The 25,453-nt window shown below is 59.9% G+C and carries 20 protein-coding genes; 3 read left to right on the plus strand and 17 right to left on the minus strand.

From position 1 onward, the window contains the following. Positions 1 to 219: 219 nt before the first annotated feature. A complete protein-coding gene (locus KJF94_RS29525) occupies positions 220 to 1,167 on the plus strand; it encodes a DnaJ C-terminal domain-containing protein (protein WP_214380443.1) in 948 nt (315 codons plus the stop codon). Between the two features lie 23 nt (positions 1,168 to 1,190). After that, positions 1,191 to 1,496: a chaperone modulator CbpM gene (locus KJF94_RS29530; RefSeq protein ID WP_109627747.1), complete on the plus strand. Its 306-nt coding sequence runs from the start codon at positions 1,191 to 1,193 to the stop codon at positions 1,494 to 1,496. 135 nt (positions 1,497 to 1,631) lie between these two features. On the opposite strand, the gene KJF94_RS29535 is transcribed toward KJF94_RS29530, so the two are convergent. Continuing rightward, entirely contained in the window at positions 1,632 to 2,765 is a 1,134-nt protein-coding gene (locus KJF94_RS29535) for a sensor histidine kinase (RefSeq protein WP_214380444.1), read from the minus strand. A gap of 252 nt (positions 2,766 to 3,017) precedes the next feature. On the opposite strand from KJF94_RS29535, the gene KJF94_RS29540 reads away from it, so the two are divergent. Further along, positions 3,018 to 8,111: an NEL-type E3 ubiquitin ligase domain-containing protein gene (locus tag KJF94_RS29540; RefSeq protein WP_250548203.1), complete on the plus strand. Its 5,094-nt coding sequence runs from the start codon at positions 3,018 to 3,020 to the stop codon at positions 8,109 to 8,111. Positions 8,112 to 8,165: 54 nt separating this feature from the next. On the opposite strand, the gene ureC is transcribed toward KJF94_RS29540, so the two are convergent. From ureC to KJF94_RS29620, 16 genes are all read right to left on the minus strand, one after another. After that, the gene (gene ureC / locus KJF94_RS29545) at positions 8,166 to 9,866 is read right to left on the minus strand and encodes an urease subunit alpha (RefSeq protein WP_214380445.1); all 1,701 of its coding nucleotides are present in this window, start codon (positions 9,864 to 9,866) and stop codon (positions 8,166 to 8,168) included. A 180-nt stretch (positions 9,867 to 10,046) separates the two neighbouring features. Then, positions 10,047 to 10,355: an urease subunit beta gene (locus KJF94_RS29550; protein ID WP_214380446.1), complete on the minus strand. Its 309-nt coding sequence runs from the start codon at positions 10,353 to 10,355 to the stop codon at positions 10,047 to 10,049. After that, complete coding sequence (locus KJF94_RS29555; protein ID WP_214380447.1) at positions 10,355 to 10,888, minus strand: GNAT family N-acetyltransferase; 534 nt, start codon at positions 10,886 to 10,888, stop codon at positions 10,355 to 10,357. The genes KJF94_RS29550 and KJF94_RS29555 overlap by 1 nt, the downstream gene beginning before the upstream one ends. 6 nt (positions 10,889 to 10,894) lie before the next feature. Next, complete coding sequence (locus KJF94_RS29560; RefSeq protein ID WP_214380448.1) at positions 10,895 to 11,428, minus strand: GNAT family N-acetyltransferase; 534 nt, start codon at positions 11,426 to 11,428, stop codon at positions 10,895 to 10,897. Between the two features lie 9 nt (positions 11,429 to 11,437). After that, positions 11,438 to 11,740, minus strand: coding sequence for an urease subunit gamma (gene ureA, locus KJF94_RS29565; RefSeq protein ID WP_007907366.1), 303 nt, complete (start codon positions 11,738 to 11,740; stop codon positions 11,438 to 11,440). Positions 11,741 to 11,878: 138 nt separating this feature from the next. After that, positions 11,879 to 12,718, minus strand: coding sequence for an urease accessory protein UreD (locus KJF94_RS29570; RefSeq protein ID WP_214380449.1), 840 nt, complete (start codon positions 12,716 to 12,718; stop codon positions 11,879 to 11,881). A gap of 30 nt (positions 12,719 to 12,748) precedes the next feature. Continuing rightward, positions 12,749 to 13,447, minus strand: a complete 699-nt coding sequence (gene urtE / locus KJF94_RS29575) for an urea ABC transporter ATP-binding subunit UrtE (RefSeq protein ID WP_007950600.1) — start codon at positions 13,445 to 13,447, stop codon at positions 12,749 to 12,751. Positions 13,448 to 13,586: 139 nt separating this feature from the next. Next, on the minus strand, positions 13,587 to 14,456 hold the full coding sequence (urtD, locus tag KJF94_RS29580; protein WP_214380450.1) for an urea ABC transporter ATP-binding protein UrtD: 870 nt from the start codon (positions 14,454 to 14,456) through the stop codon (positions 13,587 to 13,589). Further along, complete coding sequence (urtC, locus tag KJF94_RS29585) at positions 14,453 to 15,532, minus strand: urea ABC transporter permease subunit UrtC (protein WP_214380451.1); 1,080 nt, start codon at positions 15,530 to 15,532, stop codon at positions 14,453 to 14,455. Before urtC ends, urtD begins: the two co-directional genes overlap by 4 nt. Then, on the minus strand, positions 15,532 to 17,034 hold the full coding sequence (gene urtB / locus KJF94_RS29590) for an urea ABC transporter permease subunit UrtB (protein ID WP_214380452.1): 1,503 nt from the start codon (positions 17,032 to 17,034) through the stop codon (positions 15,532 to 15,534). The genes urtC and urtB overlap by 1 nt, the downstream gene beginning before the upstream one ends. A 210-nt stretch (positions 17,035 to 17,244) precedes the next feature. Then, positions 17,245 to 18,510, minus strand: coding sequence for an urea ABC transporter substrate-binding protein (gene urtA / locus KJF94_RS29595; protein WP_214380453.1), 1,266 nt, complete (start codon positions 18,508 to 18,510; stop codon positions 17,245 to 17,247). A gap of 341 nt (positions 18,511 to 18,851) precedes the next feature. Beyond that, entirely contained in the window at positions 18,852 to 19,862 is a 1,011-nt protein-coding gene (locus KJF94_RS29600) for a FecCD family ABC transporter permease (RefSeq protein WP_214380454.1), read from the minus strand. Then, positions 19,859 to 20,809, minus strand: coding sequence for an ABC transporter substrate-binding protein (locus tag KJF94_RS29605; protein ID WP_214380455.1), 951 nt, complete (start codon positions 20,807 to 20,809; stop codon positions 19,859 to 19,861). The genes KJF94_RS29600 and KJF94_RS29605 overlap by 4 nt, the downstream gene beginning before the upstream one ends. After that, complete coding sequence (locus KJF94_RS29610; protein ID WP_214380456.1) at positions 20,806 to 21,594, minus strand: ABC transporter ATP-binding protein; 789 nt, start codon at positions 21,592 to 21,594, stop codon at positions 20,806 to 20,808. Before KJF94_RS29610 ends, KJF94_RS29605 begins: the two co-directional genes overlap by 4 nt. A gap of 186 nt (positions 21,595 to 21,780) precedes the next feature. After that, positions 21,781 to 23,901: a TonB-dependent receptor gene (locus tag KJF94_RS29615; protein WP_214380457.1), complete on the minus strand. Its 2,121-nt coding sequence runs from the start codon at positions 23,899 to 23,901 to the stop codon at positions 21,781 to 21,783. 149 nt (positions 23,902 to 24,050) lie between these two features. Beyond that, positions 24,051 to 25,430, minus strand: coding sequence for a PepSY-associated TM helix domain-containing protein (locus KJF94_RS29620; protein WP_214380458.1), 1,380 nt, complete (start codon positions 25,428 to 25,430; stop codon positions 24,051 to 24,053). Positions 25,431 to 25,453: the final 23 nt, after the last annotated feature.

A 25,453-nucleotide genomic window follows, 5' to 3' on the forward strand; every position in this document is an offset into this window, starting at 1 on the left:
AATCTCGGGCAATAGCGCCTTGATAAGCTGGCGGGATGCCCCAAACTTGTCTGCATTGAGCCTGGCAGCCATCGGACGGTCGCAAGAACCGCCTTCTGCTGCCGATAAACTTCTGATGCGCTGCCCGGTCAACACTTGAGATCGGTCAAACCTCGTGCGGCAAAAAAGAGCATGCTGTGGCAGGTGGCGCGATTTTGATAATGGATGGTGATTCCCACGATGGACTTCAAAGACTATTACAAGATTCTCGGTGTGGAACCGACCGCGGACGATAAGACGATCAAGGCGGCTTATCGCAAGCTGGCGCGCAAATACCACCCCGATGTCAGCAAGGAAAAGGACGCCGAGTCCAAGTTCAAGGACGCGTCGGAAGCCTATGAAGCGCTAAAAAGCGCCGACAAGCGCGCCGAATACGACGACTTGCGCAAATACGGCCAGCACGGCCAACCATTCCAGGGCCCGCCGGGTTGGCAGGGGCGTGGTGCGGGTGGTTTCGGTGGCGGTCAGGACTCGGGCGACTTCTCGGACTTCTTCAGTTCGATCTTCGGTAACCGTGGCCCTGGTTTTGGTGGTGGAGAGTCGCGTCGCAGTGCCGGACGTCGAGGGCAAGACGTGGAAATGGAACTTGGGATTTTTCTGGAAGAAACCCTCTCGAACGAATCGAAAAAGGTCACCTTCCAGGTGCCGCAGTACAACGCGGCCGGCCAGCACGTCAGTAACACCAGCAAAAGCCTGAACGTGAAGATCCCGGCCGGCGTCACCGACGGCGAGCGCATCCGCCTCAAGGGCCAGGGCGCACCGGGCATCGGTGGCGGGGCCAATGGCGACCTGTACCTGACCATCCGGTTTGCGCCGCACCCGAAATTCGATGTCGAAGGGGAGAACCTGATCATCACCTTGCCGCTGGCGCCATGGGAATTGGCGTTGGGTACCGAAGTGGCTGTGCCTACACTGACAGGCAAGATCAACCTCAAGGTGCCGGCCGGCAGCCAGAACGGCCAGCGCATGCGCGCCAAGGGCCACGGTTTGCTGAACAAGGCCGGGCAACGCGGTTATCTGTTCGTGCAGCTCAAGGCAGTCATGCCGAAAGCCTCAAGCGATGAGGTCAAGGCGTTGTGGCAGGAGCTGGCTAAAAAAGCCGCGTTCGACCCGAGAGAAAACTTCTGATCCAAGAGACGGAGTAGCCCATCATGAGCAACCCCCTGATCGTTCAACTGGACATGGCAGAATTCTGTGAGGCGACCGACCTGTCGGACGTCTACGTGATCGAAATCGTCGAGCACGGCATCCTCGAACCTCAGGGCAAGCAGCCCAAGGATTGGCGTTTCAACGATTATGAGTTGGCGCTGGCCAAGCGCGCCGCCAAGCTGCGGCGCGATCTGGAACTGGAGTGGGAAGGCGTCGCGCTGGCGCTGGACCTGTTGGAAGAGGTCCAGCAACTGCGGGCGGAGAATCGGATGCTCAAGCAGCGGTTGGGGCGGTTGGTGGTTGAATAGCGTTGAGCACTGAACCTGTGGCGAGGGAGCTTGCTCCCGCTGGACTGCGTAGCAGTCCCCTTCTTTTCAGGGATAAGTGGGGCCGCTTCGCAGCCCAGCGGGAGCAAGCTCCCTCGCCACAAAAGCCTTTTCCCTTCAACAACCCAGGATGTTTCTGGGCAACACCACCGTAAACAGCGTCCCGTCGGTTTCGTTCGAGCTGACCTCGATGGTCCCGCCGTGGGCATTCACCACCTCCTTGACGATAAACAATCCCAGGCCAAGGCTGGTGGAGGGGGCGCCGAGTTCCTCGTCGGCGGTGCGCACCAGCGGATCGAAGATCGTGCCAATCGCGTCCTCGGGAATCGGTATGCCGTAGTTATGCACCGTGAGGCGAACCGCATCGGGTTCGCCGCTGAGGGTGACTGTAACATCCCGTTTGTTCGAACCATGCTGCAACGCATTGCCGATCAGGTTCTGCAACAGCTGGGCCAGCCGCCCGGCATCCCAGACACCGCGGGTGTTTCCTGTTACGTTCACCCTCGGATCGCACTCCGGGTTACCCGCGCGGGCTTCGGCGATCGCGGCGTGCATCGCGTCAGCCATGTCCATGGGCGCGGGCTCGATGGGCAGGCTCTTGCCCAGGCGACTGCGCACCAACTCCAACAAATCGCTGACCATCACCGCCATATTTCGCGCGCCGCGCTTGATATTGTTCGCGCACGTCAATGCATCGCCTTCGAGGGGCGCTTTGCGCAGCAGCATTTCGGTGGACATGCTCACCGCTTGCAGCGGTGCGCGCAGGTCATGGCCGAGGATGGCGAGGAAAATGTCCCGCGAGCGGTTGACCTGCTCGGCATAGGCCGCCGTCGACTCGGCCAGGGCTTCGTCGATGGCCTCGTTGAAGCGGATCATGTCCTGAAAGTACTGGAGATCCGGCGACTCAAGGGCGTCGACCCACAGGCGAATCACGCAGGCGCGCAAGTGACGGAACTCGGACGTCATCTGCACCAGATCGAAACCGACGGTGTGGCGCAGTTCACCATGGCTGGCGGCGGCAGTATTCAGGCTTGGCGTTTTTTCCAGGCATTCTCCCTTGGCCTTGGCCATTTGCTCGCTGGCGCTTTGCGCCTTGCACATATCAGATGCCGAGGCCAGCAGGATCGACTTCGCATGATCGCGCAACGTTGCGCGGTCCAGTGACTGCTCGGCGCTGATGTCTTTGGCGAATTTTTCCCATTCATCAACGATACGATCCACATGGCGCACGATGAATTCAGATAAGCGCATGAACGGACACCTTGCTGGGTATTGATAACCCGCAAGTGTGGTGCATCTTTGTACCTTTTGACAGGCGTGTTGAACACCGTCGGTAAGGAGGCACGCATGAAGTGCGCAAGTACGTGCGGTATATAATTGTTTTTGTCTCTTCAATAGTTGGGTGGTTGTTGTGTTTTTTGTCCTGTTATGAGCAAGTATTTGATTTTTTGTTTTTAATCCTGATCAGTAATCTAAAGGTCTAATTATTAAGGTCAGGTAGTCATGGACATGTCTATTGCAATATCAACTCCGGATTTAGGCCGGTCTTTAAGTGAAAATAAAGGCGTGCATTATGAAAAGATCAAATCGCTCATCCCTGACGCGATAAAAAATGCGCCGGACCACAGGTTGAAGTCCTTGAAAGAGAACGTGGCCGTTCCGGAAAGTTATCGATTACTGTCCTCTGTAAAGCGACAGGATCTGAAAGAGCTTTTGCAGTTGCATTGGCGTTTGCAGGCTGACGTAGATTCGACATTGAAGTCCCTCCAGCAGAATATCCAGGCGTTTGCCAAGCCGCTGTTGACGAATGCTATCAAAAAGAAATTCAACCTTGATCTGGACGTTGAAACAACAATCCTCAAACTTTACGTGCCCGACAAAATCATATTCGGCATCGACCGTGGTGCTACTCGCTCCAGGCATGCTTCATTGCTGGATGCCGCGTTGCATAACTTCGAAGAGCCCGAGACCGGGGAAGGATTTTTTCGCAACGGGTCGGGCGTCTATACGCTTGACGACACGGGGGCGCCGAAGCTGCATGCCATTACCACCGAGCAATTTGCTGCCCTCTGCCGGACGCTGGATATCGGTGCGCAGTACCAGAAACACATTCAATCGCTGCTGACGCCTGCCGATTCCGAGGAGCGGAAGAGGTTGAGGGATCAATCGGTTGCCGTCGAGAAATCGGCATTGAAAGTTGCTGCAAAGACTGCGCTCATGACGTCGGATGTCGGGCTCAATGGCTTGCGGGTCATCAAGGATCTAGTGAGCGGCAAACTCGATGGAAAATATCATGACAAAAATTTGCAAGTTCATCGATTGAGAATGATGGGCTTCAAGTTGTCCGGTGTTGTGCTTTTTAGTGCGATTGCGAAAAAAAGCGACATAGAGCAAAGCCTGCTGAGTCTTATTCCGGAAGACACACATTTTTTATACGACTGGTCCAAGCGAATACCAGGTCTCAATGACAGTGTTTATGAAAAATACAAGTCGATCTCCGATGTTTTTGCCAACGGTCCTGGTGCATTGACGGAAGAATATACACGCCGGTCGGATTTCTACGACCAGAGTCGTTTGACAGGCCCATTGATTGCTTACGTGCCTGACGACCCCATACATCCTTTGAAAGAATATCCGTCACTGACAGCGTTCATGAAAGAGCTGGTCACTCAGCTGCAAGATACACAGTATCAGCAGTTCTTCAGCCGGTTTGTTGCTCAAAAGGATAAACCGAAGTTTTTCAAACGGGTCAACGAGCGGCTGAAGGAAATCACCTGGCATCAACGTGAACCGCTCAACATGGGCCCATGGTGGCGGGAGACCCCGGTCGAAAACCCCAACGCCGATCCGATCACCGTGCCGATCGCGGATAACCTTTGGGAGTATCTGTATCGCGAGAAGCGCGACAAGGCGATTGCCGATGCACGGCTCATTGCGGTGCCCACGGGGGACGAAGATGCCAAAACCCGCTGGAACAGGCTGATCAGCTATCTGGATATCGGCTGGAACATCTTGAATTTCGCGGCGATGCTGGTGCCCGGCATGGGCGAGGTGGTGCTGGGCGTGATGGTCGCCCAACTGATGGCTGAGTTCGCCGAAGGGGTCGAGGACTGGAGCCAGGGTGACAAGGATGAAGCCTCTGCCCATATCAACAGCGTCATCATCAACTTTGCCCAACTGGCGCTGATGGGCGCAGGCCACGTATTGCCCACCGGTGCGGCGCTGATCAAGCCATCGCCATTTGTAGATAACCTCAAGCCCGTTTCTATGCCCGACGGTTCCACACGCCTGTGGAACCCCGACCTTGCCCCTTACGAGCACAGGATCACGCTGCCCGAGACCTCGAGCCCCGACGAACTGGGTTTGCATCAGCACAACGGGAGCGACGTGCTTCAGTTGGACGACAAGCATTACGTGGTCACGAAGGACCTGCAAACCGGTGACCATCGCCTGCAGCATCCGACCCGGTCCGCGGCCTATGCGCCGCAGGTTGAGCACAATGGGGCCGGCGCCTGGAGAACCGAACTCGAGCGCCCCATCGAATGGGAAAAAGCTCGGGTTCTGCGTCGTCTCAACCCACTGGCCAGCACCGTCAGCGATACGACACTGGAGCAGGTTCTCAGCGTCAGCGGTGTTGACGAAAAGGTCCTGCGTCGCCTCCATGTCGAGCACGAACTGCCGCCGCCCCTGTTGATCGATACGCTCAAGCGCTTTGATCTCTACGCCAGGGCAGGCCGGCTCGGCGAACAGATTCGTAACGGGGTGATCAGCGAAGAACTGGCCGGACACCTGCCCGAATTGATGACTGAACTGCCGCGATGGCCGGAATCCAAAGCCATCACCCTCACCGATCCGTTCCCGGTCGGCAGCGAGCCCATGACCTATGGCAACGTGGGTGCGACATCTGCCGACACACTGATGGTGGGTTTGGCCGAGCTACAGGCCGGTCAGCTTGAGACTCGGCTGCTGGCGTTTCTGGACGAACCTGAAACAGAGGGCTTGCTCGGCAAAGCGATCTCCACCGACAAAGCAGTACGTGTTCAAGCGATGCGCGATCAATTGGCGATACAGGCCGACAAACGCACGCGGCACATTTTCGAGGCGCGATATAAATGTGCGGAGTACTCGACCGATGCCCGCGTGGGCAGGCTTCAAGGCGACTATCCCGATCTGCCGGTTGGTATGGCCGAACAGCTGTTGGCGGATGCCGATGCTGAAGACCTGCGTTTCCTCAAAGAAAAAAAACGGATCCCGTTGGGATTGCGTCAGCAGCTCCAGGCCGCGAGTAACAAGGTGCGTCTGGCTCGCGCCTACGAAGGTCTCTATCTGGAACAACTGAGCACTGTCGATACCCGTCGGCTCGAACTGGGTTCGGTTCAGACGCTGCCGGGCTGGTCGTCGAACCTGCGCATTGAAATTCGTGAGCTGTCGTTCAATGGCAAGTTGCAGGCCAGCGTCGGTGCTGAAGATGCAGCGGTTCGCAAGGTGTTGATCCTAGATGAAGACGGTCGCTACAACGCTCGTGATCAACACGGGCAGCATCTGCATGGCGCAGACGATTTTTACAACTCATTGCTGTACGCCCTGCCCGACTCGGAACGTCAGGCATTGGGCTACGAGATCTTTCAGGGCGACAAACTCAGGGGCGCGATACAGCGTTCGCCGCTCGGTCGCGAACAATTCGAGCAGGTTTTGCTGGACCATCCGGTACGCAAGCCGGCCTATGATCCGCAGACGATGCGTTTGCGCGGCGGTATGCAAGGCTATGCCATGCACCCGCCCGGCTGGCGCGCTCTTCAGGGACGACTCCGTTCGTTGTATCCCGCTTTCACCGAGGAGGAGGTTGAGTCGATGCTCAACGGATTTGGTGACAGCCTCGCCGAGCAGCGCGTGCAGGCGCTCGAAAACGAGTTCGACGAGTTCAATCATTCGTTTCAGCGCTGGATGAATTCGTCGACGAAAGCCTTTCGTTTCAGCCCGGCGGGCGTCGCGGAGTGGAACTCCCGAAACGAGGTGTACAAAGCGCTTCGAAAATGTTGGCAGCGGACCGGGCCCCGGGGTGTCGATGCTCCAGGGATTATCCAGCCCCAGGCGCTGGTGCTGGAGGGCTTGCCCCTCGATCAACACCTTGCCGGCATGCCCGTGCTGACCGCCAATTTTGACCATGTCACGGAATTGAACCTGCGCGGAGCAAAGTTGCAAACCAGTCAGCAGCATTTCCTGGCACCGTTCCGTCAGTTGCGTGGCTTGAATCTGGTCTCAAACCAGCTGACCACGTTACCCAAGGTGATCAGCGACATGCGGTTTCTGCGCAATCTTCTGCTCACGGACAACCGGATCGTGTTGACGCCAGAGAGCGTCGCAAGGCTACGGACGATGCGCCGACTGAGAGCGTTGAAGCTCGATCGCAATCTACTCACAAGGGTGCCGGACATCAGCCAGATGCCGGACCTGTTGATACTGACCCTGGACAGCACCGGGATTGATCGATGGCCGATCGGGCTCTTCGCAAAACCACGACCACGCAACCTGTTCCTGGACCTGCGCTACAACCCTATCCGTGAGTTGCCGACGGTAGCCCCCGGCTCGATGAGTGCCGAGCTGATCGCTCGTACAAATGTGAGTCGTGAACCTCGTTGGCTGTCCGCCGCGAACCTGGAGCGGCTCAAACTGTATATCGAGTCGGTCGGCCTTGACCCTGATCGCCCTTATCCGCCACGGGGGACCGTGGACTCTTCGTATTGGGATGAAGGGCTGACACAGGACGACTGGAATGCCCGCCAGCCCATCTGGGATGCGGTAGAAGACGAGTTCGGCTCCGAACCTTTTTTCAACGAACTGAGAAAGCTCACCGAGTCGGCCGATTTCAGGAATTCTACTGCGGGCTACAAGGCTGACCTCACGGCCAAGGTCTGGCGCATGCTCAGCGCAATGGAAGAAAACACGGTATTGCGCGAGAAAATTCTCAGCGAGGCTGTCGTCTCTACAACGTGCGCTGATGCCGGCGTTCAGTTTTTCAACGCCATGGGCGTGGAGGTGCTGGTCCATGAAGCGTATTCACTGATCAGTACTGATCTTGTCGAGGCTGAGTTGGTGGCGCTGGCCCGCGGCAAGTCGAGGCTCGATGAGCTCGGGGCCGTTGCCCGTAGTCGAGTGGCGGAGCGGTTGGCGGCCGGTGAAAAATTCCGTCGCCAGGAGGGTGGCGTCGTCACTGGCACCATTGATGAAGTGGAGGTTCACCTGGCCTACATGACGGATCTGGCACTGAGTCTGGACCTGCCCTGGCAGTCTCGCGGGATGTTGTTCCGGAAAATAGCCGGTGTGACCCAGGCGATGATCGAAAACGCCTATAAGCGGGTCCTTGCGCTGGAAGAGGGCGAACTGCTCGCGCCGCGGATTCTTGAGCAGCCCTTCTGGAAAAGCTACCTCGAGGAAACCTACCGAAAGGAGTTCGACGATGTATTGAGCGGCCTCAAGGATGGCGATGAGGTCACGCAATTCAATGCCATGCAGGAGTTGGCCAGAACGTTGACTCAACAAGCCATCGATCGGGCAAAACTGCAAAGGGTCGAAATTCCGTTAACCGTCGAGGATTGAAACGAAGGCCGACAGGTGCGCAATCGCCCGCCGGCCTTTTTAATATGCCGTGGTTCAGAACAGAAAATACCGTTGCGCCATCGGCAACACATCGGCCGGTTCGCACCACAGCAGCACCCCGTCGGCCTTGACCTGGTAAGTCTGAGGATCGACGTCGATGTCCGGCAGGTAGTCGTTGTGAATCAGGTCGGTTTTCTGCACGTCGCGGCAACCTTTGACCACTGCGATTTTCTTCTTCAAACCCAGGGCTTCAGGAAGCCCGGCCTCCTGCGCGGCCTGGCTGATGAAGGTCAGGCTGGTGGCGTGCAGCGAACCGCCGTAACTGGCGAACATCGGGCGGTAGTGCACCGGTTGCGGCGTCGGGATCGAGGCGTTGGCGTCGCCCATCAGGCTGGCCGCGATGGCGCCGCCCTTGAGAATCAGCGTCGGTTTCACGCCAAAAAACGCCGGGCGCCACAGCACCAGATCGGCCCATTTTCCCACTTCCACCGAGCCCACTTCATGGCTGATGCCATGAGTGATCGCCGGGTTGATGGTGTACTTGGCGATGTAGCGTTTGGCGCGGAAGTTGTCGTTGCCTGCACCATCACCGGGTAGCGGGCCGCGCTGTTTTTTCATCTTGTCGGCGGTCTGCCAGGTGCGCGTGATGACTTCCCCGACGCGGCCCATGGCCTGGCTGTCGGAGCTGATCATCGAGAATGCGCCGAGGTCGTGGAGGATGTCTTCGGCGGCAATCGTCTCGCGACGGATGCGGCTTTCGGCGAAGGCCACGTCTTCGGCGATGCTCGGGTCGAGGTGGTGGCAGACCATCAGCATGTCGAGGTGTTCGTCGATGGTGTTGCGGGTGAAGGGCCGGGTCGGGTTGGTGGAACTCGGCAGCACGTTGGCAAAGCCGCAAGCCTTGATGATGTCCGGAGCATGACCGCCGCCCGCGCCTTCGGTGTGATAGGTGTGGATGGTGCGGCCCTTGAACGCGGCGAGGGTGGTTTCGACGAAACCGGACTCGTTGAGGGTGTCGGTGTGGATTGCCACCTGCACGTCGTACTGATCGGCGACGCTGAGGCAGTTGTCGATGCTCGCCGGCGTGGTGCCCCAGTCTTCATGCAGCTTGAGGCCGATGGCGCCGGCCTTGACCTGTTCGATCAGTGGCTCGGGCAGGCTGGCGTTGCCCTTGCCGGTGAGGCCGATGTTCATCGGGAACGCGTCCGCGGCCTGGAGCATCCGCGCCAGGTGCCATGGCCCGGAAGTGCAGGTGGTGGCGTTGGTGCCAGTGGCAGGTCCGGTGCCACCGCCGATCATGGTGGTGACACCGCTCATCAAGGCTTCTTCGATCTGCTGCGGGCAGATGAAGTGGATGTGCGTGTCGATGCCGCCGGCGGTGAGGATCATGCCTTCGCCGGCGATCACTTCGGTGCTGGCGCCGATGGCGATGGTGACGTTGGGCTGCACATCCGGATTGCCGGCCTTGCCGATACCGGCGATGCGTCCATCCTTGAGGCCGACGTCAGCCTTGATGATGCCCCAGTGGTCGATGATCAGTGCGTTGGTGATCACGGTATCGACGACCTCTGCGGCCAGTAACTGGCTCTGACCCTGGCCGTCGCGGATGACTTTGCCGCCGCCGAATTTCACTTCTTCGCCATAGGTGGTGAAGTCTTTTTCTACTTCTATCCACAGCTCGGTGTCGGCCAGGCGGACCTTGTCACCGACGGTGGGGCCGAACATGTCGGCGTAGGCTTGTCTCGAAATCTTCATATGTTTGCCTTGGAAAGTGCGGCAGTCCGCTGTCCATTGTGGCGAGGGAGCTTGCTCCCGCTCGGCTGCGCAGCAGTCGTAAAAATCTGCCGTCTCGGTTTATTCAGATAAATCGCATTAGCTGTATTGCGAGCGCTTCGCGCTCGAGCGGGAGCAAGCTCCCTCGCCACAGGGGCGGTGTTAATCCAGGTCACCCATGATCCTGCCGGCAAACCCGAACACCCGACGATGCCCGGCCAGGTCAACCAGCTCGACCTCGCGGCTCTGCCCCGGTTCGAAGCGCACGGCGGTGCCGGCGGGGATGTTCAGGCGCATGCCGCGGCTGGCGGCGCGGTCGAAGGTCAGGGCGTCGTTGGTTTCGAAAAAGTGGTAGTGCGAGCCAACCTGGATCGGCCGGTCGCCGCTGTTGGCCACTTTCAGGCTGACGGTGCGACGTCCGACGTTGAGCTCGATGTCGCCGGGCTGGATCTTGAATTCACCGGGAATCATCAATGGGCTCCCTGAAGGATTTTGTAGTAAAGGGCCGTCGGTTTGTACCGACCGCTCGGGTCGCAGGCGTAGTCGGGGATTTCGCCGGCGCGGTTGTAACCCAGCGCCTTGTAGAAGTCCTCGGCGGGGGAGCCGGCTTCGGTGTCGAGGTACAGCATGCCGCGCTTGTGCTGGAGCGCGGCCTGTTCCAGGGCACTCATCAACTGTTGGCCCAATCCTCGGCGGCGCGCGTGTTCACGCACCAGCAGTTTCTGCACTTCGGCGCGGTTCAACCCGTTGGCTTTCTGGCACAGGGTCAGTTGCACGCTGGCCTGCACCTGTTCGTCCTTGACCACCACCCACAGCAGCACGTTGCCCTTGTTGAGGTTGTCCTGGACTTCATCGAAATAGGCGCGGGCCTGAGTGGCATCCAGATCGGCCATGAAACCGACACTGGCGCCATAGCCCACGGCGTCGAGCAGCAGATCAATCAAACCCTGGCGATAGTGCGCAAAGCTTTCAACATTGACGCGGCGCAATTGGGCGGCGTTCATCGGGCGTTACTCCTTGCTGGCGGGCGGCGGTTCGGCGCCAGGGTTGAGGGTCAGTTGCATGAAGGTCAGGTCCAGCCAGCGCCCGAACTTGGTGCCCACCTGAGGCATTTGCCCGGTGGTCACGAAACCGACGCGTTCATGCAGGCGGATGGAAGCGGCATTGCCGCTTTCGATGGCAGCGACCATCACATGCTTGTCACAGCCTTTGGCGCGTTCGATCAGCACGTCCATCAATTGCGGGCCGAGACCATTGCCGCGCTGGTCGCTGCGCACATAGACCGAGTGCTCGACGGTGTGGCGGAAACCATCGAACGGTCGCCAGTCACCAAATGAAGCGTAGCCGAGTACGCTGTTATCGCCGTCGACGATCACCAGGATCGGATAGCCCTGGGCTTGCCGGGCGCTGAACCAGGCTTGACGGTTGCCGAGGTCGACGGCCTGTTCGTTCCAGATCGCCGTGGTGCTCCGCACGGCGTCGTTGTAGATGTCGCGGATCGCCGGCAGGTCGGCGTGCACCGCATCGCGGATGTGATAAGTCATGGCGCGGCCTTAGGCGATGGGTTGGTGGACGGTGACCAGTTTGGTGCCGTCGGGGAAGGTGGCTTCGACCTGGATCTCCGGGATCATTTCCGGAATGCCTTCCATCACTTGTTCGCGGCTGAGCAGGGTGGTGCCGAAGTGCATCAGCTCGGCCACGGTCTGGCCGTCACGGGCACCCTCGAGCAGCGCCGCGGAAATGTAGGCCATGGCTTCCGGGTAATTGAGTTTCACGCCGCGCGCCAAACGCCGCTCGGCCACGAGGCCGGCGGTGAAAATCAGCAGCTTGTCTTTTTCGCGTGGGGTCAGGTCCATCGTTGGAATCCATCTGGGCAGATAAAAATTCGGATCTGTAAACACATTCCCTGTAGGAGCGAGGCTTGCCCGCGAAGCTTTTGGCGGCTTCAAGGTCCTCTTCGCGGGCAAGCCTCGCTCCTACAGGGGGATTTGTGTTCAGGTGCTCCATATTCTGGGTGGGGCTGCTTCTCGGCCTAACAACGCCGGCCGGAGCAACCGCCACAAATCGATCATCCATCCTCGCGCCAACAGCGCCTCACTGGCCAGGCACCGGGCAACGATCAGCCCCGGCAACTGCGTCAAATCCCCGCGCACATCGTTGGGCAGCGAGCGGCACTTCTCCAGCAACTCACTCTCAACCTCCCCCGTCACCAGCAACGTCGCAAACACCGGTTGCCCGTCCAGCCCGATCGGCGAATCGAGCAAGCCGTCATCCCCGACAATGCGCTGGCGTTCATGCCAGAGCAACCGGCCGTCGCGGCGGATGTCCAGCTGCGCCTGAAAATGCCCGAGGTCAAAACGCTCGCCACTGGCCGGGCGGCCCAGCGCCACGACGTCCCAGTAGAACAACCGCGCATCGCCTTCCAGGTCAATGGACGTGCTGAGCTCTGCCTGGGCGGCGCTGAAGATAATCGTCTCTTGCGGCAGCCACTCCAGTGTCGCGCCGCTGGCTACTTTCAGATCAAGTTTCTGATAGGCCGGTCCGGCCGCGCGATACCACTTGGCAGCGCCGGGGCTGGTGATCTGCGCCCACGCCCCGCGGCCGACGCTGGCGCTGATGTCGAGCCGGTCGCCGCCGGCAATCCCGCCGGGCGGATGCACGATGATGTGCTGGCACACTTCGGGCCCTTCGGCATACAGATGCTTCTGCACCCGCAACGGACCTTTGTGCCGGCGCTGAACCGGGCGCGTGCTGTCGCCGAATCGGGCATAGCCCAGTTCGAGCTCGGCATGCCAGCTAGGCGTGAACAGCGTTGTGTGGGCAGGTAAATTCATGGTTTTCAGTTATCGTCAGGACGCTGCAGATTAAATCGTAACCAGACCGCGTACACCCTCGGCTTCCATATTTTCTCCGCGACCCTGCTGCACGATCTCGCCGCGTGACATCACCAGGTATTGATCGGCCAGTTCGGCGGCGAAGTCGTAGAACTGCTCCACCAGCAGAATCGCCATGTCACCGCGCGCCGCGAGCTTCTTGATCACCGCGCCGATCTCCTTGATCACCGATGGTTGAATGCCTTCGGTCGGCTCGTCGAGGATCAGCAGCCGTGGTCGGCTGGCCAATGCGCGGCCAATCGCCAACTGCTGCTGTTGGCCACCGGACAAGTCACCGCCGCGCCGTTGTTTCATTTGCAGCAGTACCGGGAACAGCTCGTAGATGAATGCCGGGACTTCCTTCGCTTCACTGCCAGGAAACCGCGACAGGCCCATCAGCAGGTTTTCTTCCACGGTCAATCGGCCGAAGATCTCCCGGCCCTGAGGCACGTAAGCGATCCCGGCGTGCACCCGCTGGTGCGGCTTGAACGTGGTGATCGGCTTGCCTTCCCAGTTCACCGCGCCTTCCTTGGCCGGCAGCAAGCCCATCAGGCATTTGAGCAGGGTGGTCTTGCCCACACCGTTGCGCCCGAGCAGGCAGGTGACTTCACCGACCTTCACGTCGAACGACAGGCCGCGCAGGATGTGGCTACCGCCGTAGTACTGATGCAGCTTGTCGACTTGCAGCATTCTCAAATTCCTTGTGGTTCACACCGAACCCTGTGGGAGCTGGCTTGCCAGCGATGAGGCCGGCACATCCGAAAATGATGTTGACTGACCCACCGCTATCGCTGGCAAGCCAGCTCCCACAGGTTCTGTGTTCGCAGATCTAGCGACCGAGATAAACCTCGATCACCCGCTCATTTTCCTGCACCTGTTCCAGCGACCCTTCGGCCAGCACGCTGCCCTGATGCAACACGGTGACGTGGTCGGCGATGGAGCCCACAAAGCCCATGTCATGCTCCACCACCATCAACGAATGCTTGCCCGCCAGGCTTTTGAACAGCTCGGCGGTGAACTCGGTTTCGGCGTCGGTCATGCCCGCCACCGGTTCGTCGAGCAGCAGCAATTGCGGGTCTTGCATCAGCAACATGCCGATCTCCAGAAACTGCTTCTGACCGTGGGACAACAAGCCCGCCGGGCGATTGACCGAGGTGGTCAGGCGGATGGTCTCCAGCACTTCGCTGATGCGATCCTTCTGTTCGCCACTCAAGCGAGCCCGCAAGCTGGCCCACACTGACTTGTCGGTTTTCTGCGCCAGCTCCAGGTTCTCGAACACGCTCAGGGCTTCGAACACCGTCGGCTTCTGGAACTTGCGGCCGATGCCGGCCTGGGCAATCTGCACTTCGCTCATTTGCGTCAGGTCGAGGGTTTCACCGAACCAGGCTTTGCCGTGACTGGGGCGAGTCTTGCCGGTGATCACGTCCATCAATGTGGTTTTGCCCGCGCCGTTGGGGCCGATGATGCAGCGCAATTCCCCGACACCGATGTACAGGTTCAGCGCGTTCAGCGCCTTGAAACCATCGAAGCTGACACTGATGTCTTCCAGCGTCAGGATGGTGCCGTGGCGGGTATCCAGCCCGGGGCCGACGCGTTGGCCGAGGCCGATGGCGTCGCGGCTGCTGCCGGCGTCCTTGTTCGGATTTGGTGGATAAAACGCCGGTTCGAGCATGAATTCAGCCGTCGCAGTCACTCTCATGATTCACCCCTTTTCTTCAGCAGGCCGATCACACCTTTGGGCAGGTACAAGGTCACGACGATAAACAATGCGCCGAGGAAGAACAGCCAGTATTCCGGGAACGCCACGGTGAACCAGCTCTTCATGCCGTTGACCACGCCAGCGCCGAGCAACGGCCCGATGAGCGTACCGCGACCACCGAGGGCGACCCACACCGCGGCCTCAATGGAGTTGGTCGGCGACATTTCGCTCGGGTTGATGATGCCTACTTGCGGCACATAGAGCGCGCCAGCCAAACCGCACAACACCGCGCTCAACACCCAGACAAACAGCTTGAAACCGCGCGGATCGTAGCCGCAGAACATCAGGCGGTTTTCCGCATCGCGCAACGCGGTCAGCACCCGACCAAACTTGCTTTGCGCCAGGCGCCAACCGATGAACAGACTTACCACGAGCAATAGCACCGTGGCGAAAAACAGCACCGCGCGCGTCCCCGGTTCCGTGATGCCAAAGCCGAGAATGGTGCGGAAATTGGTGAAGCCGTTGTTGCCGCCGAAGCCGGTTTCGTTGCGGAAGAACAACAGCATCCCGGCGAAGGTCAGGGCCTGGGTCATGATCGAGAAATACACGCCTTTGATCCGCGAACGGAAGGCGAAGAACCCGAACACCAGCGCCAGCAAACCCGGCGCCAATACCACCAGGCACATCGACCAGAGGAAGCTGCTGGTGCCGGTCCAGTACCACGGCAATTCGGTCCACGACAGGAACGTCATGAACGCCGGCAAACCATCGCCCGAGGCCTGGCGCATCAGGTACATGCCCATCGCATAACCGCCCAGGGCGAAGAACAATCCGTGCCCGAGGGACAGCAGGCCGGCGTATCCCCAGACCAGATCCAGCGCCAGGGCGACAATGGCATAGCAAAGAATCTTGCCCACCAGCGTCAGCGTGTAGGCCGAGACATGAAACGTGCTGTCCGACGACAACAACGACAGCAGCGGCAACGCCAGCAGCAGAACAAGGATCACCGCACCGACGGCGATCGTGACTTTGGGACCGGCCTTTTGCGTGGCCGTGAGCATGAGGGGCTGGTTCATCAGTCGATCACCCGTCCTTTCAGTGCGAAGAGACCTTGCGGACGTTTCTGGATGAACAGAATGATCAGCGCGAGGATCAGAATCTTGCCGAGCACGGCGCCGATCTGCGGTTCGAGAATCTTGTTGGCAATGCCGAGGCCGAACGCGGCGAGCACGCTACCGGCCAACTGACCAACACCGCCGAGCACCACCACCAGGAACGAGTCGATGATGTAACTCTGGCCGAGGTCCGGGCCGACGTTGCCGATCTGGCTGAGCGCTACGCCACCGAGGCCGGCAATACCCGAGCCGAGGCCGAAGGCAAGCATGTCGACACGTCCGGTGGGCACGCCGCAGCAGGCTGCCATGTTGCGATTCTGAGTGACGGCGCGCACGTTCAGACCCAGGCGCGTCTTGTTCAGCAGCAACCAGGTCAGCACCACCACAAACAGCGCGAACGCGATGATCACAATGCGGTTGTACGGCAGCACCAGATTCGGCAGCACCTGAATCCCGCCGGATAACCACGCGGGGTTAGCCACTTCAACGTTCTGCGCGCCGAACACCAATCGCACCAGCTGAATCAGCATCAGGCTGATGCCCCACGTCGCGAGCAGGGTTTCCAGCGGGCGACCGTAGAGGTGACGAATCACCGTGCGTTCCAGGGCCATGCCGATTGCGGCGGTGACGAAAAACGCCACCGGCAACGCGATCAGCGGATAGAACTCGATGGCCTGCGGGGCGAAGCGCTGGAACATCAGTTGCACCACGTACGTCGAGTAGGCGCCGAGCATCAGCATCTCGCCGTGGGCCATGTTGATCACACCGAGCAGGCCGAAAGTGATCGCTAGCCCCAGGGCCGCGAGCAGCAGGATCGAACCGAGGGACATGCCACTGAACGCCTGGCCGAGCATTTCGCCGATCAGCAGTTTGCGTTTGACCTGGGCCAGGCTGGTTTCGGCGGCGGTGCGCACGGCGGCGTCCGCTTCGACACCCGGTTGCAGCAGGCTTTCGAGGCGGGTGCGGGCCAGTGGGTCGCCGGTTTCACCGAGCAGGCGCACCGCGGCGAGGCGCACGGCCGGGTCGGTGTCCACCAGTTGCAGATTGGCCAGGGCCAGGCTCAGGGCTGCATGAACGCTTTCGTCCTGTTCGCCCGCCAGTTGCTGATCGAGGAATTTCAGTTGCGCGGGTTTGGCGCTTTTCTGCAATTGCTGCGCGGCAGCCAGACGGGTTTTGGCGTCGGCGGCGAGCAGTTGGTGGCTGGCCAGCGCGGTGTCGATCAGACCCCGCAGGCGATTGTTCAGGCGCAGGTTTTTGGGTTGGCCGTCGACCGTCAACTCGCCTTGTTGCAGGGCATTGATCAGTTCGATACGCGCCGGATCAGGCTGCGCGGCCCAGGATTCGAGGAGCTTGGCTTGCTGCACGGGATTGGCGGCGACGAAGTCTTCGGCGTCACCCGAATGCGCGGCCATCGGCAGCAAAAAAGCGATGGCGAGGAATAGACGGTAAAGGGCAGTGGGCATGTCATTGGCCTTACGCGGACTAATTGTGGGAGCAAACTTATGTGGCGAGGGAGCTTGCTCCCGCTGGACTGCGCAGCAGTCCCCTTCTTTTCAGGTCAGTAAGGGGGCCGCTTCGCGGCCCAGCGGGAGCAAGCTCCCTCGCCACAAAAGCTCCGCCCACAGGAGTTGTGTCGGACCTGAACTGTGTGCTCAAGCCCGATATCCAATGGCTTAGTTGCTCTTCACCGCATACTCCGGCTTCTTGTCGTTACCCGGAATGAACGGGCTCCATGGCTGGGCACGGATCGGCCCTTCGGTCTGCCACACTACGTTGAACTGACCGTCCGCCTGGATCTCGCCGATCATCACCGGCTTGTGCAAGTGGTGGTTGGTCTTGTCCATGGTCAGGGTGTAGCCGGACGGCGCGGCAAATGTCTGGCCGGCGAGGGCTTCGCGGACTTTGTCGACGTCGGTCGACTTGGCTTTTTCCGCCGCTTGCGCCCACATGTGGATGCCGACGTAAGTAGCTTCCATCGGGTCGTTGGTCACCGCTTTGTCGGCGCCCGGCAGGTTGTGTTTCTTCGCGTAGGCTTTCCAGTCGGCGACGAATTTCTTGTTCGCCGGGTTCTCCACCGACTCGAAGTAGTTCCACGCCGCGAGGTTGCCCACCAGCGGTTTGGTGTCGATGCCGCGCAATTCTTCTTCACCGACCGAGAACGCCACGACCGGAACGTCGGTGGCTTTCAGGCCCTGGTTGGCCAGCTCTTTATAGAACGGCACGTTGGAGTCGCCGTTGACCGTCGAGATGACGGCGGTCTTGCCACCGGCCGAGAATTTTTTGATGTTGGCCACGATGGTTTGATAGTCGCTGTGGCCGAACGGGGTGTAGACCTCTTCGATGTCCTTGTCGGCCACGCCTTTGGAGTGCAGGAACGAACGCAGGATCTTGTTGGTGGTGCGCGGGTAGACGTAGTCGGTGCCGAGCAGGAAGTAGCGCTTGGCGCTGCCGCCTTCTTCGCTCATCAGGTATTCCACGGCCGGGATAGCCTGCTGGTTCGGCGCGGCGCCGGTGTAGAACACGTTTGGCGACATCTCTTCGCCTTCGTATTGCACCGGGTAGAACAGCAAGCCGTTAAGTTCTTCGAATACCGGCAATACCGATTTACGCGACACGGAAGTCCAGCAGCCGAATACTACGGCAACCTTGTCCTGAGTCAGCAACTGCCGGCCCTTTTCCGCGAACAGCGGCCAGTTCGACGCCGGGTCCACGACCACCGGTTCCAGCATCTTGCCATTCACGCCGCCCTTGGCGTTGATCTCGTCGATGGTCATCAACGCCATGTCTTTCAAAGACGTTTCGGAGATTGCCATGGTGCCGGACAACGAATGCAGAATACCGACCTTGATGGTCTCGGCGGCCTGGACGGTCCAGGTCAAGCCCATCGCGGCAATGCTTGCCGAAAGTGTGAAAGCCTTGATCAAGCTGCGACGCTTCATTGTGCGATCTCCATGAACTTATGAATTTTCTTGGTTGGCAGATGCGGACTACTGAAGGCTGTTTTGCAAGGGCTGTGCCCAGTCGGAAAAAGGCAGGGAAATGTCGTGTTAGAGCGGGTGCGCGGTTGGGGTGGCGCACCATGAAGGATCGCGTCTGGCGCGTTGGTGCGAAGGGGTGCGCCACATTGGGGCGATAAAATGAGTAGATGTATGTAGTACGCGAAATCCGTGACCGACGACAAACCTGTAGGAGCTGAGCTTGCTCGCGATGGCGGTGGGTCAGTCATCGTGATGTTGAATGTGCCACCGCCATCGCGAGCAAGCTCAGCTCCTACAATGGATCAGCGGCGGCGCATGAGGCCTATGAAGAACAAGCCACCGATGGCAGCGGTGGCGACACCGATAGGCAGGTCTTCGGGAGCAATGAGCGTGCGAGCGGCGACATCAACCCAAACGAGAAAAATGCTGCCGAGCAACACGCACACCGGCAACAATCGTCGATGCTCTGCCCCGACCAATCGGCGTGCAATGTGCGGCACCATCAATCCGACAAACCCGATGGACCCGCTGATCGACACCAGCACCCCCGTCATCAACGAGGCAATCAAAAACACCCGCAAGCGCACGGTGCGGGCGTTGAGCCCGAGGGTCACTGCAGTCTGTTCACCCGCCATCAACGCATTCAACGGTCGCGCCATGCCCAGCAATAAAACCAACCCAAGCAACACGCTCGCCGCCGGCACCGCGAGCAATTCCCAGCGCGCCAGTCCGAGCCCGCCTAGCATCCAGAACATCACCGCTGAACTGGCACGGTGATCGCCGAGAAACAGCAACAGATTAGCGATCGCCATCATCACGAACGACACCGCCACGCCGCACAACAGCAGCCGATCACTGTCCAGCCGACCATTGCGGTTGGCGATCATCAGCACGATCAGCATGCTCACCAGCGCACCGATAAAGGCGGCGATGGGCAAGGTCAGCAGGCCGACAATTTCACCGACATGCAGCACCACGATCACAGCGCCAAGCGTCGCGCCGGACGTCACCCCGAGCAAATGCGGATCGGCCAACGGATTGCGTGTCACCGCTTGCAGCACCGCGCCGATCAACGCCAGGCCCGCGCCCACCAACGCGCCGAGCAACATGCGCGGCACGCGGATCAACCACACGATATGTTCCTGCCCAGCCGTCCAGTTCACCTCACCGAAACCGAACGCCTTGTGCAGCACTATCTTCCACACCACATCCACCGGCACCCGCGCCGGGCCAAAGCCCAGCGATACCACGCACGACACCAGCAACAACGCGCCGAGGACGATCAGCAACAAAGCGTAGCGACGATTGATCATTCGCCGTGGAAACCCTTGGCCAGGGTTTCGACCGCCAGCACGTTATCGATGCCCGGCGTGGCCTGCACATACGGGATCACAATGAAGCGCTGGTGCTTGATCGCGTCCACCGATTGCAGCGCCTTGTTGCTGCGCAGGAATTGCTCCTTCTGTTCGGCGGTGACCTCGCCGTAGTCGACGATCACGATCACCTGCGGATTGCGCTCGACCACGTTTTCCCAATTCACGCGGGTCCAGCTCGCTTCGGTGTCATCCAGAATGTTGCGTCCGCCAGCAGCGTCGATCAGCGCTTGCGGCATGCCAAGGCGGCCGGAGGTCATGGCGCGGTCTTCGCCACTGTCATAGAGGAACACGCGCGGTTTGTTGGCCGGCAGATCCTTGCGCACGTCCGCAACTTGCGCCTGCATTTGGGCGATCAAGGCATTGGCACGATCCTGCACGTCGAAGATTTTGCCGAGGTTGCGCAGGTCGTTGTAGGTGTCTTCCAGAGTCGCCGCCGGGCGCTTCATTACGAAGGCGCAAGACTCGGTCAGCTCGTAGACATTGATGCCCAGCGGCTGCAACGTTTGCGGCGTGAGATCACCGCCGACACGCATGCCGTAGTCCCAACCGGCAAAGAAGAAATCGACGTTGGCGTTGAGCAGGGTTTCCACCGACGGGTACTTCGCTGCCAGCTCCGGCAGGCCGTCGAGGATGGTCTGCATCTCGGGCGTGACCGATTTCCAGCCGGTGACGCCGCTGTAGCCGGCCATGCTCGGCTTGAGGCCGAGGGCGAGCATCATCTGCGTCATGTTGATGTCGTGGCTGACCGCGTGTTTCGGCGCTTGAGTGAAGGTCACCTCGCGGTTGCAGCTCTGGACCGTCAGCGGATATTTCGTCGCCTCGGCAAACGCTTGGGCACTGCACAGCATCAGAGCAACGCACAGCAGGGAACGCAAAGTAGTCATGGTTGGGTGATCCAGGTGATTCGTGGGTAGCCGTGCAGAGGGTGTTCATCGATCAGCGCTTCGACGCCGAACACATCACGCAGCAGCGGGGCGGTCAGGACTTCTTTCGGTGTGCCGCTGGCGACGATGCGGCCGTGATTGATCACGTACAGCCGGTCGCAGAAAGCGGCGGCAAGATTGAGGTCGTGGATGCTGGCGAGTGTGCCGATCTTCAGGCGCTTGACCAGTTGCAACAGTTCAAGCTGATAGCGTGGGTCGAGATGATTGGTCGGCTCATCGAGGATCAACACTTGCGGCTGTTGGGCCAGGGCGCGGGCGAGGATCACCCGCTGTTTTTCACCGCCGGAGAGGGTGGCGAAGGCATGATCCTCGAAGCCTTTGAGTCCGACCGATTCGAGGGACTGGATCGCGAGGTTGCGGTCTTCGATGGTGTCACCGTCGAACAGGCCTTTGTGCGGTGTACGCCCCATGGCGACCACTTCATCGACGGTCAGGCCGAAGGCGTCGGGGAATTCCTGCAACACCACGGCAATGCGTTGCGCGCACCAACGGGAGGATTGCTTCCAGACGTTGTGATGATCGAGCCGGACCTCACCGCTCTCCGGTTTGCTGAAGCGATAAGCGCACCGCAACAGGCTGGTCTTGCCGCTGCCGTTGGGGCCGATCAACCCGACGAACTCACCGGCGGCCACGTGCAATGAGGCATCACGCAACTGGAACTGGTGATGACAGTGGCCGTGGCCCAGGGGTGTCCAGGCGAGGTTTGTGAGGTTCAGCGAGGTCATTGCATTCCTGATTGATCGTTTTAAATTTGCACACCACCTGTGGCGAGGGAGCTTGCTCCCGCTCGACTGCGCAGCGGTCGCAAAACCAGGCAGCGCGATAAGTCATAGGGCATCGCATCGCCTGGCTTGGGGTCGCTTCGCAACCCAGCGGGAGCAAGCTCCCTCGCCACAAAAGCTTCCGAACTTCTAGAAGGTGTAATCAGCCGTGACGAAAAACGACCGCGGCTCCCCCAGAATCCACTGCTGCCCCTCATTGTATTGGCTTTGCGCATACTGCCGGTCAAACAGATTCTTCACCTGCAACCCCAGTGTTGTATTGCGCAGTGCTTGCCAGGACAGCGTGGCATCGACCACGGTGTAGCTCGGCAGCTCGTTCCGGTTGGCCATGTCGGCATAACGGGCATCGACATAACGCACGCCAGCGCCCGCCTTCAGGTCCTCGCTGATCGCTTTGCTCAGCCACAGATTCGCCGTGCGCCGAGGCACGTCCACCGGACGATTGCCATTGCGCGACACCGGCACACCACCGACCACTTCTTCAAAGTCGTCGTACTTCGCCTTGACGATGGCGGCGTTGGCCTGCAGCTGCCAGGCGTACGGCAGTTGCAGATCGAGGCTGGCTTCCAGGCCGTTGGACGATTGCTGGCCGACCTGCTGCTTGAGCGTCGGGTTGCCCGGATCGTCGGTCAGCAGTTTCTTTTTGACGATGCGATAAGCCGCCAGCGTCCACTCGCCACGCTGGTCCCAAAACATCTGCTTCACGCCGATTTCGGTTTGCTTCGCGGTGGCCAGGTCGTATTGCTGCTGGCTCGGGCTCAGGGAAATGAGGCCGCCGACACCGTCGGTGCTGGTGGCGTACTGGCCGTAGAACGAGGTGTCCGGGGTCACGGCAAACACCAAGCCGGCCTTCCAGTTGTTGCCGGTCAGGGTCTTGTCGCTTTGGCGGCCATCGACCTGATTGTCGTAATCAACGTGCACGTAATCGCGGCGCACGCCGGTCACCAACGACCAGCGCTCGCTCAGTTGTGTACGGTTTTCGGCGAAGGCTGACATCTGTTTGGTGGTGGACTGGAACTGGTCGCGGTACGGATTGGCGCTTTCAAAACTGCCACGTTGCGGGTGATACAGATCAATCGGCTGGCCATCGGGCAGCACGTCATTGAACGGCGAGTTACTGTCGAGCTGAAAGCGGATGCGGTTGTAATCGACGCCGGTCACGGTCTGGCTGTCGAGGCCGAACAGCGAGTGCTTGAAGGTGAAGGTCTGACGGTCACCGACCTGTTCCTGCTGGTGGCCGATGCCGTAGTAACCGCTGCGACTGAGTTGCTGGGTGTCGCGGTCGAAGTTGTAGTTCTCGGCGTTCTGCCAGCGGCGTTGGGCCTTGAGGTAATACAGCTCGTTACTGGCGCTGACGGTGTCGGAGATTTTCCAGTCGCTGGTCAGGCGCGTCCACTGATCGTTGTAGTGTTGCTTGTCGTTGCTGACGTTGTAGTTCTTGTCCCGCAGGCTTTCCTTGAAGCGGCCATTGATCAGCGGCGTGCCGAAATAGTTCATCGGGTTCTGGTCGCCGTAATCGTGGGCGAGGGTAAACGCCAGATCGTCCGTAGCCTGCCAGCGCAGGGCGGCGCTGATGAAGTCGCTGGAGGAATCGCCACGGTCGACCCAGCCGTTGCTGCGCAGGCGATTGAGGTTCAAGCGATAGCTCAGGGTGTCGCTCAGGGAACCGCCGCTGTCGAAGGCTTGTTGCTGAGTGTCGTAGGAGCCGTAGCCGAGACGGACGTGGTTTTCGATCTCGCCTTCGAACGGCTTCTTCGGGATCACGTTGATCACCGCGCCCGTCGCGCCTTCGCCATACAACACCGATGCCGGCCCGCGCAGCACATCAATACGCTCCACCGACCAGGTGTCGACCGGGAAGGTGACGGTGCCCATGCCGGTGTACATCCGGTTGCCGTCATACAGCTGCATCACCGAACTTTGTCCGGTAAATCCTCGGGCGGACAACGACGTGCCGCCATCGCCCGGCGTGCCGGTGCGGCTGATCCCGGTGCTGCGTGCCACGGCGTCCTGAACGCTGCGATCACCGCGCGCGCGAACCTGTTCGCCGCTCAGGCTTTCCACACTGGCAGGGGTTTCCAATGCCGTGAGGTTCAGGCGTGAGCCGGCGGTGGTCGAGCTGTTCAGGCTGACGGTTTGGTCGTCGTTGGCGTCGGCGGTGATGGTGCCGGTGGGCAACGTCAACGGCTGCGCGTGGGCACTGTTGTTCAGGGCGAGCAGGCAGAGGCTGGACAAGAGGTACTTGTTCATCGGGACGGTGAATCACTTCTTCAAAAGAAAACCCGCAGCCATGGCTGCGGGTTGGGCGGTGCATTTGCGTTATACAGTAACACTAAAAATGACCGTGCGATAAGCGCCCGAAGTCTACAGATCCCTCTAAATCGCGCATCTCGCCTGTTTCATGATGAAGATGAGGCTGATTCAGTTTGTCGGTTGAAGCGCGAAAACAGCACGCGATCCAACAGCCAGACCATCACCAACGAAGCGCCCACCAACGGAAACGCCACTGCCAGCACCAGCATGATCGCCACGCCGGTTTTCCATTTCGGCAGATCGTGACGCAGCGGTGGAACACCGAACTTGCCTTGTGGCCGACGCTTCCACCAGATCACCACGCCGCTGACAGCGCTGAGCAGAATCATCAGGCAGATCAGCAGCACGATGATCTGGTTGAACACGCCGAACATCTTGCCTTCGTGCAGCATCACGCCGATTTCCGTGGCGCGGGCGACGGTGCCGTATTGCTCGAAGCGCACATCGGCGAGGACGTTGCCGGTGTATTGATCGACGTGCAGCGTAGCGTCGTTGCGCGGGTCGTCAGCGAATACCGCGATGGTGAACACGCCGGTGGCGGTTTTCGGGAAGGTGATGCTGTAACCCGGCTCGACCTTGCGTTGCACGGCGATGTTCTGCACATCTTGCAGGCTGATGGTCGGCGCCGCAGGGCCGGCTTGCGCGCTGCCGTGGGCCATGTGTTCGGCGTGGTCACCGGACATCGGCATCGGCGTGTTTTCCATCGCCCATGGCACGGTCTGGCGGGTGGCGGTATTGAGGCTGCGGGCCTCGACGTCGGACTTGGGCACGTTGTCCCACATCGCGGCCGGAAACACGTTCCATACTTGCGCATATTTCTGGCCCCAGAACCCGGTCCAGGTCATGCCGCTGAGCAGCATCACCAACAGCAGCGCGGCGCCCCAGAAACCGGTGACGGCATGCAGGTCGCGCCACAGCGCGCGACCGCGATAGCTCAGGCGCGGCCAAAGGATTCCCGCTGCCTGACCGCGTGGCCACCAGAGGAAAACTCCCGATACCACCAGCACCACACCCCAACCAGCGGCGAGTTCGACCAGTCGATCACCGACCGTGCCGATCATCAATTCACCGTGGATCGCACGGGCAACGGCTTGCAGATTCTTCTTCGCGTCTTGCTCGCCGAGAATGTCGCCGTGATACGGATCGACAAAAACATTCAACTCATTGCCGCCATTGAGCACGACAAACTGCGCGCTGCGTTCGGCGTTGATCGGCGGCAGGTACTGCTTGATCGTTGCTTGTGGATAAGCCTCTTTTACCCGCTTGAGCAAGTCGTCGGCCGGAACGCTGTGATGACCGGCCGGGACGTTCATCAGGCTGCCGTACATCAACGGATCGAGTTGCGGTTTGAACAGGTAAATGACGCCGGTCAGGGCCAGCATCACCATGAATGGCGCGACGAACAGACCGGCATAGAAATGCCAGCGCCAGGCCAGGTTGTAGAAATTCGGTTTGGGCTGTTTCATCGGTTGTGCTCCGCTGGGCTTGG

It is taken from the genome of Pseudomonas hormoni (genome assembly GCF_018502625.1).
In the GTDB taxonomy this organism is placed as follows: domain Bacteria; phylum Pseudomonadota; class Gammaproteobacteria; order Pseudomonadales; family Pseudomonadaceae; genus Aquipseudomonas; species Aquipseudomonas hormoni.

Excerpts from the sequence above, each read along its gene's own strand:
- KJF94_RS29600 (WP_214380454.1), bottom strand. The coding sequence starts at position 19,862 with ATGATCAATCGTCGCTACGCTTTGTTGCTGATCGTCCTCGGCGCGTTG.
- KJF94_RS29560 (WP_214380448.1), bottom strand. The coding sequence starts at position 11,428 with ATGACTTATCACATCCGCGATGCGGTGCACGCCGACCTGCCGGCGATC.
- KJF94_RS29540 (WP_250548203.1), top strand. The coding sequence starts at position 3,018 with ATGGACATGTCTATTGCAATATCAACTCCGGATTTAGGCCGGTCTTTA.
- ureC (WP_214380445.1), bottom strand. The coding sequence starts at position 9,866 with ATGAAGATTTCGAGACAAGCCTACGCCGACATGTTCGGCCCCACCGTC.
- KJF94_RS29535 (WP_214380444.1), bottom strand. The coding sequence starts at position 2,765 with ATGCGCTTATCTGAATTCATCGTGCGCCATGTGGATCGTATCGTTGAT.
- urtE (WP_007950600.1), bottom strand. The coding sequence starts at position 13,447 with ATGCTGCAAGTCGACAAGCTGCATCAGTACTACGGCGGTAGCCACATC.
- KJF94_RS29620 (WP_214380458.1), bottom strand. The coding sequence starts at position 25,430 with ATGAAACAGCCCAAACCGAATTTCTACAACCTGGCCTGGCGCTGGCAT.
- urtA (WP_214380453.1), bottom strand. The coding sequence starts at position 18,510 with ATGAAGCGTCGCAGCTTGATCAAGGCTTTCACACTTTCGGCAAGCATT.
- ureA (WP_007907366.1), bottom strand. The coding sequence starts at position 11,740 with ATGGACCTGACCCCACGCGAAAAAGACAAGCTGCTGATTTTCACCGCC.
- KJF94_RS29615 (WP_214380457.1), bottom strand. The coding sequence starts at position 23,901 with ATGAACAAGTACCTCTTGTCCAGCCTCTGCCTGCTCGCCCTGAACAAC.
- urtD (WP_214380450.1), bottom strand. The coding sequence starts at position 14,456 with ATGAGAGTGACTGCGACGGCTGAATTCATGCTCGAACCGGCGTTTTAT.
- KJF94_RS29550 (WP_214380446.1), bottom strand. The coding sequence starts at position 10,355 with ATGATTCCCGGTGAATTCAAGATCCAGCCCGGCGACATCGAGCTCAAC.
- KJF94_RS29610 (WP_214380456.1), bottom strand. The coding sequence starts at position 21,594 with ATGACCTCGCTGAACCTCACAAACCTCGCCTGGACACCCCTGGGCCAC.
- urtC (WP_214380451.1), bottom strand. The coding sequence starts at position 15,532 with ATGAACCAGCCCCTCATGCTCACGGCCACGCAAAAGGCCGGTCCCAAA.
- KJF94_RS29525 (WP_214380443.1), top strand. The coding sequence starts at position 220 with ATGGACTTCAAAGACTATTACAAGATTCTCGGTGTGGAACCGACCGCG.
- KJF94_RS29605 (WP_214380455.1), bottom strand. The coding sequence starts at position 20,809 with ATGACTACTTTGCGTTCCCTGCTGTGCGTTGCTCTGATGCTGTGCAGT.
- KJF94_RS29570 (WP_214380449.1), bottom strand. The coding sequence starts at position 12,718 with ATGAATTTACCTGCCCACACAACGCTGTTCACGCCTAGCTGGCATGCC.
- KJF94_RS29530 (WP_109627747.1), top strand. The coding sequence starts at position 1,191 with ATGAGCAACCCCCTGATCGTTCAACTGGACATGGCAGAATTCTGTGAG.
- urtB (WP_214380452.1), bottom strand. The coding sequence starts at position 17,034 with ATGCCCACTGCCCTTTACCGTCTATTCCTCGCCATCGCTTTTTTGCTG.
- KJF94_RS29555 (WP_214380447.1), bottom strand. The coding sequence starts at position 10,888 with ATGAACGCCGCCCAATTGCGCCGCGTCAATGTTGAAAGCTTTGCGCAC.